Raw genomic sequence first — 15,583 nt, 5'->3', positions numbered from 1 at the left:
GCTGAGGACGAGGGGGCGCCGACCGCTTCTCGCACCGCGAGCACCGCCGCGCGCACGGCCGAGGTGCCGGTACGGAAGAGGCCGACGACCTCGCCGCCGCACAGCTCCAGCAGCCGGGAGGTGACCGTGTCCAGCAGCAGGCTCCAGCCGGTGGCGGTGCCCAGCGCCCCGGTGGCCGCACGGCCGACGGCCTCGGCGACCTCCGGGTCGCCGTGGCCCAGCAGGACCGACCCCCGGGTGTTGTCGAAGTCGATCCAGCGTTTTCCCGCATCGTCGGTCACATAGGCGCCCGCAGCCGAGACGAATACCCGGGGATTACCCTCCGAATTCCGCGGGCAGGTGGGAATTTCGGCCAGCGTTGCAAAATTTTGAGTCATCGTCAGCCTTTTTCTCGGAGAACCGTTGAACGTGGATCGACGACGCGTCCACAGTCATTTCCTGTCGGTCGTGCAAAAAGATCGGACAAGGGTCGGGCAGGAAACCGGACGGCGGGAGGAAAAACGTGGAAACGGTGAATGCGCGGACGGCAGAGGTGATTTCCGGTGGAACCCCCGGGGCGCACACGGGACAGCCGGACGGACGAACCGGCGGTGCCGCGACCCCGGCCCGGCAGCCGTCCCCGGCCGCGGGAGCACCGGCCGGACCGCCCCCGCTGCGCCGCGCCGCCGTGGCCTCCGCGGTCCGGCTCGGCAGCGCCGAGGCCCGCTACGCGTGCGCCTGCTCCGTCGAACAGCTCCTCGCCGACACCGCCGCGTGCCCCACCGCGCCCGCGTCCGCCCGCGCCTTGCTGGACGAGGTCAGACAGGCCTGCCAGGACCTCGCGCGGGCCGTGGCCGCCGGCCCCGGCGGGCAGCCACCGGCGCCCGGCCCCGGCTTCCTGGAACGCGCCATGGCCCGGACCGCCGCGTACACCGCCGGCCTGTGGCAGGCCGGCGCGGCACGCGGTGACGCGGCGGCCGAGGCGCTGCTGCGGCACGCCACCGACTGGAAGACGCCGGAGTGCTACGCGTACGACCTCGCCGACGTGGCACTGGTCCACGGCCAGGCCGCCGCGTGGCTGGCGGCCACCGAGGCGCGGGCCCCGGTGTTCGTGGTGGGCATCCGCACGGGCGGCTCCTACCTCGCGCCACTGTGGGCGGCGGCCGTGGCGGCCGCCGGGCGCACGGCCGCCCCCTGGACCTCGCTGCGCCCGCTGCGCACCGGGGGCCGGATCTCGCTCGTCCCGGCCGAGACCGGCCGGCTGCCCGACGCCCTGCCGCCGGGCACGGTCGTCGTCGCCGTCGACGACCAGCCGGACACCGGCGGCACCGCGCGGGCGGTCCGCGACGCGCTGGCCCGGCGCTACCCCGGGGCGCGCGACATCGTGTGCGCCTCGCCGGGCCGGACGTACGCCGTGGACGCGGCCGGGATACGGCCGCTGACCAGGACCTCCGCCGTACGGGAGGACGCCGGGCGGCTGTGGCAACTGCTCGCCCCCGCCGACGCGGACCGCCTGACGGACCGTGCCAGGGCCGGGGGAGCGGTGCCCGCCGACGCCACCACGTACCGGGTGACGCCGTTCCGCGGCCCGTTCCTCGCGGCGTACGGGCCGCGCGCCACGGACACCGACGCGTCCCGGGCCGGTACGGGGGCGACCGGCCAGGCCGACGCCACGAACACGCCCCCGGCGACCGGAGTGCTCCGCATCAGCCCCCGCAACACCCCCTTCTCGCTCGTCGCGGACGAACCCGCCACCGGAGCCCCCGGCGAACCGGAACCCCGCCCCCGCGCCTATCACTTCCGCTTCGTCGGCACCGGTCCGCACGGCGCCCAGGGGGCCGAGGCCATCGAGTCGCTGGGCGCGTTCCTGCCGCCCGTCCGCCACCACCTCGACGGCTACCTGGTGACCGGGCACGAGGACGGCCTGCGCCCGCTGAGCACCGAACTGCCCCGGATGACCGGGAAGCACCGCCGCCAGACCCTCGAAGCCGTGGCCCGCTACTGGCACGCGCTCGACCACCTCGGCGGCCTCGGCCCGGTGGACCCCGCCGTCACCTACGCGCCGCGCGAACGGCTCGCCACGGCCCTGGAGCGGCTGCGCGACCGGCTGGCCCGCCCGCTCCCGGTGGACGGTGCCTGGCTCGACCGCCACCTGCCGCGCCGCGCCGCGTTCGGCGGCACCCGCGCCCGGGTCTTCCGCACCTCGCTGCCGTACTCGCACCAGAGCTGGCACTGGCAGGTCGGCGCGCCCCCGGCCCCGGACGCGCCGCCCGTCGTCCGCCGGTTCGGGCTCGACTGGATCTGGGGCGGGACCGGCCCCCTGGAGGCGGAGATCTCCTCCTTCGTCGTCGAACACCGCCTGGCCCCGGCGGACCTGGCCGTACTGCGGACGGCCGTCGGCGACGACCGCGCCTTCGACGCCGCCCTGGAACTGGCGGGCGACGCGCTGTGGTGGAACGTCAAGAGCTGGCTGCGCCGCTGCCCCGAACCCGCCCCGGACACCGCCCGCAGGATCGCGGACGACCTCGGCGAACTGGCCCGGTACGTGACCGGGCTGCGCTGACCGGGCCGCCGCGCGAGGCGGCCGGCAGCGGCTCATCCGGCCCGGCCGGCCGCGGACGGCGACGGCGCCCACACCCGCTCCACGTGGGAGCCGTCCCCGGGCCCGGCCGCCTCGCGGGCGTACCCGGTCACCTCCTGGACGCACTCGTCATCGGTCTGGCTGCCGTAGACGTACATGCCGCGCACCTTGTCCTGGAGGACGGAGCCGATGCCGGTGACGGCGTACAGGGACAGCCCTTCCTCGCCCAGCGCCTTCTCCGTGGCGGCGCGCGGATGGTGCGCGGCGTAGGGCAGGTCCTCGTAGTACAGCCGCCGCACGCCGTCACCGGCCGACCGCCGTACGGCCTCGTGCACCAGCCGGTGGTCCACGTGCCCGCCCACGGCCGCCGGGGCGAGCACCAGGGTCGGGCGCAGTTCGGCCACCGCCTCCGCCACGGCCTCGGCGATCCGGTCGCGCAGCGGGTCGTCGGCCGGGTCCGCCGTCAGCTCCGTGGCGTCGTCGTAGCCGCGCAGGCTCGCGTCGTCGAAGCCCAGCGGTACGTAGCGCGCCAGGCCGCGCGCCCGGCAGTATCGCCGCTCCTCCTCCGCCCGGCGGGCGCTGATCACCCCGGGGCCGGCGGCCCGCAGCCGCTTGGGCAGTGCCCACGCGGACCGCGTGAAGACGGTCAGCAGCAGTCCCGGCGCGGAGCCCGCGCACGCGGCCAGCACACCGCCGCAGGAGTAGGCCACGTCGTCGGGGTGGGGCGAGACCCACAGCGTGGTGTGGTGCCGGAGTTCCTCGATCAGACCGGTCACGGCCTCACACCCCCAACGCCGGTGCGCGGCGCGGTGCGGCGATGAGCGTCGCGTACCGGTGGGCGACCTCGCGCCAGCCGGTCCACGGACGCCGCGCCGGACGGACCGACTCGCCGCGCGCGACGACCGCGTCCATCAGCTGCGCCACCGTCTCCGCCCGTAGCGACGCGAAGTCGGCCAGGGCCCCGCAGTCGCCGAGCGTGGCGACCGGCAGGCCGAGCTGTAGAGCTTCCGCCGCCGCGAAGTTGAACGTCTCGTGGAAGACGGAGGGCAGCACGAACAACCGCGCTCCCGCGTACACCCGCTTCCACTCGGTGCGGATGTCGTAGGAGTCCAGCACCTCGACCGCGCCGGACGCGGCGTACGGCGCGACCAGTTCGCGCGCGGCCCGCCCCTCCTTCGACCAGGTCGCGAACACCACGCGGACCGGCAGCCCGGCACCGGTGAGCCGTTCCAGGCACACCCGGGCCTGGTCCACGGAGGTCTTGCCGAGCTGGAGGAGGACCGGACCGAACGGGTCGCGCAGATCCGCCGGCGGCAGGTGGTCGACGGCCCACGGAATGTACGTACGGGAGCCGAAGCAGCGGGTCCACGGCAGGTCGCGCAGGAACACCTCCCGCGCCGGGCCGTCGGGGAACACTCCCGCCGCCGTGCAGGCCCCGCCGGACGGGGCGGCCGCCTCGGGCGTGTGCACCGGGCAGGGCGCCGGGGTGGACAGGTCGGGCGACAGGCGGCTCACGTCGTGCCAGATCCGTACCACGCGGCGCCGCAGCTCCCGCACGTCCGGCCGGTCCTCGTCCGCGGCCGTGCCTGCGCGGTCCGCACAGGACGCTCCGTCTGCTTCGCCCGTCCCATCCGCTCCACCCGCTCCGCCCGCGAACAGCGGGCTCTCCACCAGCGGAAACACCGCGTCCACCCGTTCCCGCACCACCCGTCCGGCCAGCGCGCCGAGGTCGGCGCCCTCCGTGGAGCGGTAGAACTCCGCCTCCACGCCGTGCTCCCGCAGCCCCTCGGCCAGGTGCCACAGGGCGGTCTCCACCCCGCCCCAGGTGTCGCAGGTGAAACCCTCGTCGTAGATCTCCAGCAGCGCGCGGAGCGGACCCGGCGGGTCCAGCGGCGCGTCCAGGGCGGCGGCCGGCGGCTCAGACATGGACCGCCTCCAGTGGCAGCAGACCGAGCCGGGCGCACAGGTCGTCCACGACGAGCCGCCGGTTGCCGCCGGCCAGCAGGTCCAGCGAACAGTCGAAGTACGACTCCAGCCGGTTGACGATGTTGGCGTAGTCGCGGTCGCCCACGTCGAGGTGGCCGCGGGCGACGATCGCGTCCGGGTCCTCACCGGTCTCGTCGCTGAGGCACTTCACCACCAGCAGCCGGACGCGGTCCCCGGCCGCGCCGGCCAGCGGCGCGCCCGTCACGCCGTGCGGGCCAGGTGGCTCTTCGAGTTGGCCACCACCAGGGAGCTGCATGGCTCCTCCGTTCCGTCCAGGGTTCGGTCCACGATGAAGACGCCGGTGTTGCTGACCTTGAAGCGGGCCGAGCGCAGCATCCCGTCGCCGAGGTCCAGCAGTTCCATCAGCAGCGCCTGGATCGTCTCGGCGTGCGAGACGAGCACGAAGCCGGCCGCCGGCGGGCCGGACAGGCACTCGCGCAGGAACTCCCGGGCGCGGGCGCGCTGCGCCGCCCAGCTCTCCACCCCGGCGAACTCCCGCTCCGGGTGCCGCAGCCGCTCCTCCAGCAGGGCGTCCCACTCCCGCACCGCCAGCGGGCGCGGGAACCTGCGCGGCGCCCGCACCTCGGCCAGCCGGGCGTCGCTGACGGCCGTCAGCCCCAGCGCCGCGGCCAGTGCCTCCGCGGTGCGCACGGCCCGCCGCAGCGGGCTGGTGCGGAGCCGGTAGCCGCCCGGGCCGGCCGGGCCCGGCCAGGACGCGAGGTCCCCGGCCAGGTGCCCGGCCAGCGCCCGCGCCTGTTCCCGCCCGAGCGGCGTGAGGTCGGCGTCGGTGTCGTACCCGTCCATCAGGTCGTCGTCCGCCAGGACGTTGACCTCGGCCTGGGCGTGCCGTACGAGCAGGAACCGCCGGGTGACGGGCGTACCGGTGCCGCCCGTCATACGAGGGGCAGCGGGATGCGGCCCTCGGGCACCAGCATGCGCGGCCGGGAGCTGTTGAACTCCTGGTTGGCGATGCAGGTGCCGCACGGCCAGTTGTCGAACTCCCGGATGGGGCCGAAGTCGTGGTAGAGGTGCTTCGGTACCGAGTAGCAGTCGCACTTGACCATCTGGATCTTGTCGTCGGCCACCGAGTAGTTGTAGCCGTTGGTGATCTGGTCGCAGACCGCGTCGCGCTTGCCCGTCTCGAAGATGTGGTTCCAGCGCCGGAAGTACTCCGGCGGGGCGAGGAAGTCCGCCGGGTGCAGGTCCTCGTACCGCAGGTTGACCTTCAGCGGCTGCCCCTTGAAGGCGAGCAGCGGCATGAAGTGCAACAGGCCCTTGTAGCCGCGGGCGGACAGTGTGTCGATGAAGGCGTTCACCTCGTCGATGGTCTGGTCGTGGTAGACCGCCTGGAGTTCGGCGTCCAGCTCCACCGCGGTGTCGATGATGCGGTCCACCTGCGCCTGGCTCAGGCCGCGCTTCTCGTTCATCCGGGCGGTGTGGCCGTCGACGGAGAAGACCCACATCAGGTTCTCCCGGCCCTCCAGGCACCGCGGCAGACGGGTGCCGTTGCTCAGCACCTCGATCTGCCAGCCCTCGGCGGCGCGCTGCTGGAGGTGGTCCAGGATCTTCGGGTAGAGGCAGATCTCACCGTTGGACTCCACCCGGAACAGCACGTTGTCCTGCTCGTACTTGGCGAAGATCCGGTCCAGCGAGGCGTTGGTGGCCGGCTGGTCGACCTTGATGGCCTTGACTTCGCAGTAGGTGCAGCGCAGGTTGCAGGCGCCGTCGATGACGATGTTGCGGTAGAGGCGGACGCGTCGGGTACGCGGCGGCCATTGCACGGTGGTCATGATCGGGGTGTCCTCTCGTACGGTTCACACATGGGCGGCGTGCGGGGCCGCCAGCTCGGACGCGACGGCCTTGCTGGTGCGCAGGGCGTGGGCCTGGATGGTCAGGGTGGGGTTGAGGCCGCCGGGGTACGGCATGAAGCTGCCGTCGACGACGTAGACGTTGCCCGCCGAGTGCACCCGGCCCCAGCCGTCCACCACCGAACGGGCCGGGTCGTCACCGGCCCGGCAGGTGCCGTGCAGATGGGAGCTGCCCTGCGCGAATCCGGTGGCCTTGTGGCGGATGCCGTCCGCACCGGCGGCACGCAGCAGCCGCTCGCAGCGTCCGGTCATGTAGCGCAGCCGGTCCTGGTCGCGCGGGTCGGTGCGGTAGTCGAGGACGATGGCGGGCAGGCCGTCCTCGTCGGTGTAACGGGACAGGCCGACGCGGTTGTCCAGGTGGGGATGGTCGGACAGGATCGTCTCGATCCGCAGTTCCAGCGCGTCCCGGACGAGCTTGGGCGCCCGGTCCCGCTTGGACTCGTAGATCAGGCCGCCCACCCCCGTGGGGCAGTCCTCGTCCAGGTAGTGGTCCAGGAACGCCACGGTGGAGAACGGGCCCTTGTGGACGTCCGGGTCCGCGAGGACCTCCGGCGCGGCCGGCACGACTCCGCTGACGTACTCGCTCAGCTTGACGCACAGGCCCCGCCCCACCATGCCGGAGTGGTTGCCGACACCGGTGGGGGAGTACGTCGTACGCGAGCGCAGCAGCAGGGCCGCCGTCTGGATCGCATTGCACGCCAGGACGAACGCGCGGGCGCGCACCCCCTCGACTGCCCGCTCACCCGGTCCAGGCAGCGCAGCGCGGAGACTTCCCCGGTGCGGTCCTGCTCCAGGCGTACGGCGCGGACGCCGGTGCGCAGCGTGAAGTTGGGGTGGGCGGCCAGCGGCGCGAGGAAGACCGCGACGACGTCGCCCTTGGCGCCGGTGGGGCACGCGTGGCTGACGCACAGCGACACCCGGTCGCACCCGGCGCGGCCCTGGTACGGGTCACGGTTGATCGCCAGCGGCGTCGGGAAGGGCCGGTAGCCCAGCGACTCGCCGGCCGCGTACAGCACCCGCGCGGCGGCGGACGGCTCGTGGGCGGGGCCGCGGCTGTGCCGCGCGCCGTTTGCGCCCTCGGCCGGCGGGCCGCCGCACACCCCCAGACGCCGCTCCAGCACCTCGTAGTAGGGCGCCAGCTCCGCGAGGGTGTACGGCCAGCGCACCTCGGTGGTGCCGGTGTCGATGAGGGTGCCCGGGTCGAAGTCGAAGGGCTGGTAGCGGAACGAGGCGCCGCCGTAGAAGACCGTGCCGCCGCCGAGGTTGGAGGTGGTCCACGGCCAGCCCTCGTCGGTCCAGTCGCCCTCGTCGTCGCGGGCGACGGCCTGCCGGCACAGCGTCTCGGCCTCGTCGAGGTCCACGTGCTCGGCGAGCCGGAAGCCCTCCTCGACCATCAGGACGTCGAGCCCCTGGCGGACCAGCCGGTCCGCGGCGACGGCCCCGCTCGCCCCGCTGCCGATGACACAGACGTCCCACACGCGGTCCTCGGTCTCGTCGCCGAAACCGTCGCGGTGCGCGGGCCCCAGGAGTTCCGGGTGCCGGGCGCCGGGATTCGCCAGCGGCGAGGGTCCCCGTAGGTGCTCCATGGCGTCCTTGCCTTTCGGTCAGTGGTGCGCGGGGTGGTGGGTGCGCCCGTCGGTCGCGGACAGCCAGCCGCGGTACAGGCCGGCGAAGGGACCGTCGCCCGCCGCCAGTACGGCGGGTGGCCCGTCCTCCACGACCGCGCCGTTCTCCAGGACCAGCACCCGGTCGGCGATGGCGGCCGTGGTCAGGCTGTGGGCGATGATCAGGGCGGTGCGGCCGGCGAGCACCCGGTGCAGGGCCGCGTGCACGGCCCGCTCGGTGGGGGCATCCATGCTGGAGGTGGCCTCGTCGAGGATCAGGACGCGGGGCGCGGCCAGCATCACCCGGGCGAGTGCGACGAGCTGGCGCTGGCCGGCCGACAGACCGGCGCCGCGCTTGTGGACGTCGCTGTCGTACCCCTCGGGCAGCGCGCTGACGAAGTCGTGCGCGCCGACGGCCTCGGCCGCCGCGACGATCTCCTCGCGGCCGGCGTCCGGCCGGCCCAGGGCGATGTTGTCCGCCACGGAACCGGAGAAGAGGAACGGCTCCTGGGTGACCATGCAGACGGCGGAGCGCAGTTCGGCGTCGGCCACCTCGCGCAGGTCGGCCCCGTCCAGGGTGATCCGGCCGCCCGTCGGGTCGTACAGCCGCGCCAGCAGCTTGGCCAGCGTCGACTTGCCCGCCCCCGTCGTACCGACCAGGGCCACGGTCTCCGCCGGCGCGAGGTCCAGGTCCAGTCCGGCCAGTACGGGCGGGGAGGCGGCGTTGTAGCGGAAGCGCACGCCCTCGAAGCGGACGCGGCCGGGGGCGGACACCGCGGGCAGCGGCCGAGGACTGGCGGGCTCGGGCAATGCGTCGGGCGCGTGGAAGAGGACGCCGATCCGCTCCAGTCCGGCCGACGCGGCGGAGAACGCGTTGGCGAACGAGGCGAGTTCGTCGATCGGGTCGTACAGCCGGTGCACGTAGAGCAGGAACGCGGTCAGCGCGCCCGCTTCGAGGTGGCCGCTCGCGATACGGAACGCGCCGAGGGCCAGCAGCAGGGCCAGCGAGAGGTTGCCGATCAGCTTGACGCCGCCGCTGAAGCAGGCGCTGACCCGCCCCGAGGCGGCCCGCGCCGAGGCGTAGGCGGCGTCCGTCTCCCGCAGCCGCGCGGTGTTCTCGCCCTCCTTGCGGAACGCCTGCACCGCGCGGATGCCGTTGTACGTCTCGCCGGTGTGCTGCACGATCCGCTCGGTCGCGCCCCGGGTGCGCCGGTAGGCGCGGCGCGAACGGTCCCGGAACCAGCGGGTGAGCAGGTACAGCGGGATGAACAGGGCGAGCACGACGGCGGCCATCGGCAGGTCGAGCCAGAGCATCACGGCCACCGTGCCGACCATCGAGAACAGCGCGGAGAACAGGCCGTCCAGGCCCATCTCCAGCACCTCCTCGACCGACTCCACGTCGCTGGAGAGCCGGGCGACGACACTGCCCGAGGGCGCCGCCTCGTGGTAGGACAGCGGCAGCCGCACGGCGTGCGCGAAGGTGCGGCAGCGCAGCCGGAACAGCAGGGTCTGCGCGATGTTCCCGGAGTAGCGCAGGAAGCCGTACCGCAGGGTGGCGGTGGCCGTCCCGGCCGCCAGCGCGAGGGCCGCGTAGGCGGTCAGCGGACCCCAGCGGCCGTCCGCCGCCGCGGGCACGCCCCGGTCGATGGCGGCGGCGATCAGCAGCGGGGTGACGAGCGCGCAGACGTTCTCCAGCAGCGCCAGGGCGACGGCGCGGGTCAGCCGGCGGCGCTCGGGCGCGAGCAGGGTGCGCAGCAGCCGGTTGCGGCGCTCCCGCAGCCGCCGGTCGTCCGGCCGGCCGTCGGCCTCGTCCGCCGCCCGGTCCACGTCCGGTCCGGGGGCGGCCGTGCGGTTCTTCTGCCGGTCCTCGGGCATCAGGCGCGTACCTTCCGTGCGGGGTCCCGGTGCGGCGGGCCCTGCGGCCCGTCCGGCACCAGGTCGTTGACCGGGGAACGCAGCAGGTGGCGGTAGCGCCGGTCGGTGGCCATGAGTTCGTCGTGGGTGCCGGTGGCGGCCACCCGCCCGTCGGCGATCAACGCGACCCGGTCCGCCGCGCGCAGGGTGGCCGGACGGTGGGCGACGAGGACGGTGGTGACGTGCGCCATCACGGTCCGCAGTGCCGCCTCCACCTCCCGCTCGGTGTGCACGTCGAGCGCGGACAGCGCGTTGTCCAGGACCAGGACGGCGGGGCGGGGCAGGATCGCGCGGGCGAGCGCCAGCCGCTGCCGCTGCCCGCCGGACAGGCCCACCCCCTCCTCGCCGACCCGGGTGGCGAGCTGTTCGGGCAGGGCCGCGACGAAGTCGGCGGCGTGCGCCAGCCGCAGCGCCTCCCAGACCCGGTCGTCGTCGTCGCGCTCCTCGGGCGGCAGACCGAGGGCGACGTTGTCCCGTACGGTCCCCGAGAACAGCACGGGATCGTCGAACGCGCAGGTCACCACCGACCGCAGCGCGTCCAGTGACAGGTCGCGCAGATCGGTGCCGTCCAGCGTGATCCGGCCGTGGGTGGGGTCGTCCAGCCGGGACAGCAGCGAGACGAGGGTGGACTTGCCCGAGCCGGTCGCACCGACGAGGGCGAGGGTGCTGCCGGGACGCACCGTGAGGTCGATGCCGCGCAGTACGGAGTCGCCGGCGCCCGGCAGCCGGTAGTGCACGTCCTCGACGCGCAGCTCGCCGCGCACCGGACTCGCCAGCGGCCGGGGGTCGGCCGGTTCGCGCACGGCGAGCGGGACGTCCCGCAGCTGCCAGTACCGGTCGGCGGCGGACGCCGCGGTACTGGCGTCCGCGATCAGCCAGCCCAGCGTGTCGGCGGGCCAGCGCATGTAGGTGGCGACGGTGATCGCCGCCATCAGGGTGCCCAGGGTCAGACTGCCGGTGGCGGTGCCGTAGCCGCCGAACCCCATCAGGGCGACGATGCCCACCTCGGGCAGGGCGGTGATCAGCCACCACAGGGCGGCGGTCAGGGAGATCTTGCGCAGTTCGGTACGGCGCAGCGCGCGGGCCTGCGCGGTGTAGCGGCGTACGGTCTCCGGGCCGCGGCCGAACGCCTTCAGCACGCGGATGCCCAGCACCGACTCCTCCACGGTGGTGGTGAGGTCACCGCTCTGGTCCTGCGCGGAGCGGGCCGCCACGTGGAAGCGCTTCTCGAAGAGGATGGTGGCGAGCACCATCGGCAGGTACGTCACCAGCACGATCAGCGCGAGGAAGGGCGACAGGTACGCCAGCACGGCCAGACCCGCCACCAACGCCGCCGTGTTGACCAGCAGATACACCGCGGAGAACGCGAAGAACCGGCCCAGCTCGGCGATGTCGGAAACCGTTCGGGACAGCAACTGCCCCGAACTCCAGCGGGTGTGGAACGAGGAGGGCAGCCGCTGCACATGGCGGAACAGGTCCGCGCGCAGCGTCGTCTCCAGCCGCGTCGACGGCCGGACGACCAGCAGCCGGCGGGCCCCCAGCAGTACGGCCTCCAGGCACCCCAGCACCGTGAAGCCGACGAGGGTCCACGGCAGCGCCGCCATGTCCTTGTGGGCGACAGGACCGTCCACCAGCCGCTGGAGGACCAGCGGCATGGACAGCCCGGCGAGCATCGAGCCGAGGGCGGCGGCACAGGCACCGGCCATCAGCCAGCGGTGCGGCCGCAGGTAGCGCGCACAGCGCCACAGCGATCCGGTGCGGACGGGCGGGGCGCTCATCGCGCGCTTCCCGCGGCACGCAGCGCATGGGCGTAGTGCTCCAGGGCCCGGTCGGTGGCCGACCCGCTGCCGTACGCCGTGCCCAGCCGCTCCCGGGCACCGGTCACCCGCTCCCGGGGCCCGTCGGGCTCCTCCACGACGCCGCGTACGGCGTCGGCGAGGGCGGCCATGTCCCCGCGCGGCACCAGCAGACCCGGCGTGACCGTGCCCACGGTCTCCCGCAGCCCGCCCACCGAGTAACCGGCGACCGGCGTGCCGCACATCATCGCCTCGATCGCGCTGCCGCCCAACTCCTCGTGGGCGGACGGCATGACCAGCACGTCCAGTGCGGTCATCACCGCCGGGATGTCGGCGTGCGGCAGGAAGCCGGTGAAGCGGAACCGGTCGGTCAGCCCCGCGTCGGCGACGGCCTTGCCCATCCGCTCGCGCTGCGGCCCGTCCCCGACCACCAGGAATACCGCGGACGGTGTCCCCGGCAGCGACTGCCAGCGGCGCGCCAGGGCGACGAAGTCCCGCCACCCCTTCTCGTGCGCCACCCGCCCCACGTAACCGACCAGGGCGGTCCCGTCCGCGACCTCCAGCGAACGCCGCAGCCCGGCCACCTCCCCGGCGGGCCGCGGCGACAGGTCGCCGACCGAGTCGGGCACGATGTCGATGGACGCCGGGTCCAGCGACAGGGCCCGCGCGACGACACCCGCGGTACGGGAGGTCAGCGCGGACACCCGGGCCGCCCGCCGCACCGCGTGGCTCTCGACGGCACGCACCAGCCGGTGCTGGAGCTGGTCGACCCGGGACATCGGCTCGTAGACCGACAGCCGTGAGCAGTGCAGCGTCAGGCAGTACGGCACGCCCATGACCCGGGCCGCCAGCGGACCGGCCAGCAGCGCCCACAACTGCCCGTCGGCGTGCACATGGATCAGGTCGGGACGCCACCGCCGGCGCAACCGCACACAGGCGGCCAACGCCCCCGCCAGCCAGGCCTGGTTGAGGCCGACAAGCCCGGTCAGCTGCGACCGGATCGGGGGCAGCGGCGCGCGGGTCACCCGCACCACCAGCCCCGGCCGGTCCAGGCGCCGCTTCGGCAGGCCGGGGAAGCCGACGGTCAGCACCTGCTGTTCGACGCCGCGCGCCGCCAGCTCACGCGACAGCCGCAGGATCTGCACCTGCATCCCGCCGACGGCGTCGTACTCGGCGGGCCAGCTCTCGACCTGGTCGTGGTGGAAGAACGGGGTCAGCCGCAGCACACGCACTAGAACTCCACACGGGACGGAACGGACGGCGGGAACAGGGACGGGGGCGGTGGCCCGCCGCGGGTCAAGCCGGGGCGGGCGAGAGGCGGTCCGCGCCGGCCGCCTGCTCCGCGGCCGTCTGCCCCGCGGGTGCCGCCAACGCGTCCACGGCGCGGCCCAGCAGCTCCAGCGGCACGGGCACCAGCGGCAGCGGGCCGCTGCGCAGCACCTGGCCGGGAGCGGACAGCAGCACCATCGGGGTGGAGGCGGGCGGGCAGGGCAGATAGCCGCGCTTGTTGTCGTAGGTCAGCCAGTTCTTGACGTCGGCCGGGTCCACCAGTGCCGGTACGGACCCCTCCAGACCGGCTTTGGCGACCAGTTCGCGGTGCAGACCGACCAGATCACCGGAGGCGTGCCCGAGCAGCCGGGACACCTCGGCGGCCACGATCATGCCGATGGCCACCCCCGCGCCGTGCGCGACCTCGCCCCGGGCGGCGTGCTCGATGGCGTGCCCGGTGGTGTGCCCGTACTCCAGCACCAGACCGTCCCGGCGCTCGTGCTTGTCCGCGCCGGTGACCTGCGCCTTGGCGGCCACGCTCTCCTCGATGATCCACCGCATCGCGGCGTCCTCGTACCGCGCGTCCGGCCGCAGCTCCGCCGACAGCCGCTCGATCATCGACGGCCGGATGGCCAGCGCGTTCTTGACCACCTCGCCCATGCCCGAGCGCAGTTCCCGCGCCGGGAGCGTGCGCAGCATCGCCGTGTCGGCGAGCACCTCGGCCGGCTGGTAGAAGGTGCCGACGAGGTTCTTGCCGAAACTCGCGTTGACCGCCTGCTTCAGCGACAGCACCGAGTCCAGCATCGCCACCACGGTGGTGGGCACGTGCACCAGGGTGATGCCGCGGAACAGCAGCGAGGCCAGCAGCCCGGCGATGTTGCCGGTGATGCCGCCGCCCAGCGCCACCACGACGCTGCGCCGGTCGGCACCCTCGGCCAGGGCCTGCTCGGCGAGGTCGCCGACGGTGCCGATGCGCTTGTGCACCTCACCCGCCGGGTGGGTCAGGAGGACGGCGGGACCGGCGTCCTTCTCCAGCCGGGCGGCCAGGTCGCGTCCGTAGAGCGCGGCCACCGTGGTGTCGCACACCACGAGGTAGCGGCTGGCCGCGCGGGCGCCGAGCCGGGCGACGGTCTCCTCGGCGCACTCGGTACCGAGCCGGTAGGGAAAGCTGGTGTCTTCCATGGTGATGGCCGTGACGTGCATGGTCTCCCCGATTTCGGTGGGCGGGTCGCGGGACGGTTGCTCCGGCGGGCCGGCTGCGGCCCGCCGCCTTCAGCCGGTCAGCAGGGCGCCGTGCCGCACGACCTTGCCGAAGGCCGTCGCGATGTCATGCATGTCGCTCTCGTCCCCGAGCAGGGCGGCGTGGTGGACGGTGACGGTGCGCCGGGCCGCCTCCTCGCACACGGGCAGCTCGAAACGCTTGGGATCGGTGCGGCTCTCGTGCTGGACGCCCAGCGCGAAGCGGGCACGGCTCCTGGGGTCGTACAGGCGGTTGCGGGTGATCGGCGCGTAGCACGGGGCGACGGGGAAGCCGAGTTCGGCGGTGAGCGCCTCGGCGACGGTGGCCGCGTCCACGTGGGTCAGCTCGCCCTCGGGCAGCCGGGCGGCATAGGTGTAGTACGTACGGGTACTGGTGCCCTCGGAGGTCGTCTGCGGCCGGTAGCCCGCGTCGGCCAGCAGCTTGTCCAGGAGTGCGGCGTTGCGCCGCCGCCGCTCGTTCTGCTCGTCGAGGACGCCCAGTTGCTCGACGAGCAGCGCTGCCTGGAACTCCGACACGCACCGGTTCGAACCCATCAGTTCGCCGGTCTCCACCAGCTCCATCCGCCCGTCGCCGACGGGCTGACCGGCCAGGCAGCGCCCGTCGGCGCGCAGGTGCTCCACGCGGCGCGCGAACTCCGCGTCCCGGGTGATCACGGCGCCGCCCTCACCGCTGGTGAGCACCTTGCTGTGCTGCATGCTGAAGGTTCCGGCGGTGGCCAGCGCGCCGACCTTGAGGCCGCGGTACTCCGCGCCGTGCGCCTGCGCGCAGTCCTCCAGCAGCGGCAGCCCGTGCCGGTCGGCCAGGGCGCGCAGCGCGTCCATCGCGGCGACCGCCGAGTACAGGTGGACGACGACGATCGCCTTGGTGCGTTCGGTCAGCGCGCTCTCCACGGCGGCCGGGTCCAGGCACAGCGTCTCGGGGTCCACGTCGCAGAAGACCGGGACCGCGTTGATGCCGAGCACGGTCGAACCGGACGCCACCCAGGACAGCCCGGGGACGATCACCTCGTCGCCGGCGCCGATGCCGCACGCCTCCATGGCGAGCATCAGGCTGGCGGTGCCGCTGGCCGCGGGTACGCAGTGCTCGACCCCGTTGTACGCGGCGAAGGCCTGCGCGAAGCGCCGCTCCTGGGACGCGGTGCCCCGGTAGGGGCCGCTGATCGACCAGCGGCCGGAAGCGAGCACCCCCTCCAGCGCCCGCACCGCGCCGGGAGCCGGCTGCGGCCACAGGGGCCAGGGGCGGGTGCGTACCGGACTGCCGCCTTGCACGGCCAGGGACCGGGTCATCTGATCGTCCTTCCTGAGCACGGGGCTTGGGGGTGGGGA

At 74.2% G+C, this 15,583-nt stretch carries 13 protein-coding genes and 1 pseudogene; 1 reads left to right on the top strand and 13 read right to left on the bottom strand.

Annotated features, from left to right (window positions below; translation table 11 throughout):
* Window positions 1-38: 38 nt before the first annotated feature.
* Window positions 39-377, bottom strand: a pseudogene (locus ACEXOX_RS01890) (aminotransferase class III-fold pyridoxal phosphate-dependent enzyme); the annotation flags it as partial.
* A gap of 125 nt (window positions 378-502) precedes the next feature.
* Here ACEXOX_RS01890 and ACEXOX_RS01885 point away from each other — a divergent pair.
* The gene (locus ACEXOX_RS01885; RefSeq protein WP_406518683.1) at window positions 503-2,542 is read left to right on the top strand and encodes a hypothetical protein; all 2,040 of its coding nucleotides are present in this window, start codon (window positions 503-505) and stop codon (window positions 2,540-2,542) included.
* A 32-nt stretch (window positions 2,543-2,574) separates the two neighbouring features.
* On the opposite strand, the gene ACEXOX_RS01880 is transcribed toward ACEXOX_RS01885, so the two are convergent.
* From ACEXOX_RS01880 to ACEXOX_RS01825, 12 genes are all read right to left on the bottom strand, one after another.
* A complete protein-coding gene (locus ACEXOX_RS01880; RefSeq protein WP_406518682.1) occupies window positions 2,575-3,336 on the bottom strand; it encodes a PIG-L deacetylase family protein in 762 nt (253 codons plus the stop codon).
* A 4-nt stretch (window positions 3,337-3,340) separates the two neighbouring features.
* On the bottom strand, window positions 3,341-4,486 hold the full coding sequence (locus tag ACEXOX_RS01875; protein ID WP_406518681.1) for a hypothetical protein: 1,146 nt from the start codon (window positions 4,484-4,486) through the stop codon (window positions 3,341-3,343).
* The gene (locus ACEXOX_RS01870) at window positions 4,479-4,751 is read right to left on the bottom strand and encodes a DUF6137 domain-containing protein (RefSeq protein ID WP_406518680.1); all 273 of its coding nucleotides are present in this window, start codon (window positions 4,749-4,751) and stop codon (window positions 4,479-4,481) included. The genes ACEXOX_RS01875 and ACEXOX_RS01870 overlap by 8 nt, the downstream gene beginning before the upstream one ends.
* Window positions 4,748-5,443 carry a histidine phosphatase family protein gene (locus ACEXOX_RS01865; protein WP_406518679.1) on the bottom strand — a complete coding sequence of 232 codons (696 nt, stop codon included), beginning with the start codon at window positions 5,441-5,443 and terminating at the stop codon, window positions 4,748-4,750. The genes ACEXOX_RS01870 and ACEXOX_RS01865 overlap by 4 nt, the downstream gene beginning before the upstream one ends.
* Complete coding sequence (locus tag ACEXOX_RS01860) at window positions 5,440-6,336, bottom strand: hypothetical protein (RefSeq protein ID WP_406518678.1); 897 nt, start codon at window positions 6,334-6,336, stop codon at window positions 5,440-5,442. The genes ACEXOX_RS01865 and ACEXOX_RS01860 overlap by 4 nt, the downstream gene beginning before the upstream one ends.
* A 24-nt stretch (window positions 6,337-6,360) precedes the next feature.
* On the bottom strand, window positions 6,361-7,029 hold the full coding sequence (locus ACEXOX_RS01855; RefSeq protein WP_406518676.1) for a GMC oxidoreductase: 669 nt from the start codon (window positions 7,027-7,029) through the stop codon (window positions 6,361-6,363).
* Complete coding sequence (locus ACEXOX_RS01850) at window positions 6,999-8,000, bottom strand: NAD(P)-binding protein (protein ID WP_406518674.1); 1,002 nt, start codon at window positions 7,998-8,000, stop codon at window positions 6,999-7,001. The genes ACEXOX_RS01855 and ACEXOX_RS01850 overlap by 31 nt, the downstream gene beginning before the upstream one ends.
* 18 nt (window positions 8,001-8,018) lie before the next feature.
* Window positions 8,019-9,893, bottom strand: a complete 1,875-nt coding sequence (locus tag ACEXOX_RS01845; protein WP_406518673.1) for an ABC transporter ATP-binding protein — start codon at window positions 9,891-9,893, stop codon at window positions 8,019-8,021.
* Entirely contained in the window at window positions 9,893-11,710 is a 1,818-nt protein-coding gene (locus ACEXOX_RS01840) for an ABC transporter ATP-binding protein (protein ID WP_406518672.1), read from the bottom strand. The genes ACEXOX_RS01845 and ACEXOX_RS01840 overlap by 1 nt, the downstream gene beginning before the upstream one ends.
* Window positions 11,707-12,954 (bottom strand): glycosyltransferase family 4 protein, encoded by a 1,248-nt coding sequence (locus ACEXOX_RS01835; protein ID WP_406518671.1) that lies wholly within the window; start codon window positions 12,952-12,954, stop codon window positions 11,707-11,709. Before ACEXOX_RS01835 ends, ACEXOX_RS01840 begins: the two co-directional genes overlap by 4 nt.
* 70 nt (window positions 12,955-13,024) lie before the next feature.
* Window positions 13,025-14,200 (bottom strand): 2-deoxy-scyllo-inosose synthase, encoded by a 1,176-nt coding sequence (locus ACEXOX_RS01830; protein ID WP_406518670.1) that lies wholly within the window; start codon window positions 14,198-14,200, stop codon window positions 13,025-13,027.
* Window positions 14,201-14,269: 69 nt separating this feature from the next.
* Complete coding sequence (locus ACEXOX_RS01825) at window positions 14,270-15,544, bottom strand: DegT/DnrJ/EryC1/StrS family aminotransferase (protein ID WP_406518669.1); 1,275 nt, start codon at window positions 15,542-15,544, stop codon at window positions 14,270-14,272.
* Window positions 15,545-15,583 lie beyond the last annotated feature (39 nt).

This window comes from Streptomyces sp. Ac-502 (genome assembly GCF_045222935.1).
GTDB classification, from domain to species: Bacteria; Actinomycetota; Actinomycetes; order Streptomycetales; family Streptomycetaceae; genus Streptomyces; species Streptomyces monomycini.
The sequence above is the reverse complement of the archived record's forward strand: the minus strand, read 5'-3'. Positions and strand labels throughout refer to the sequence as shown.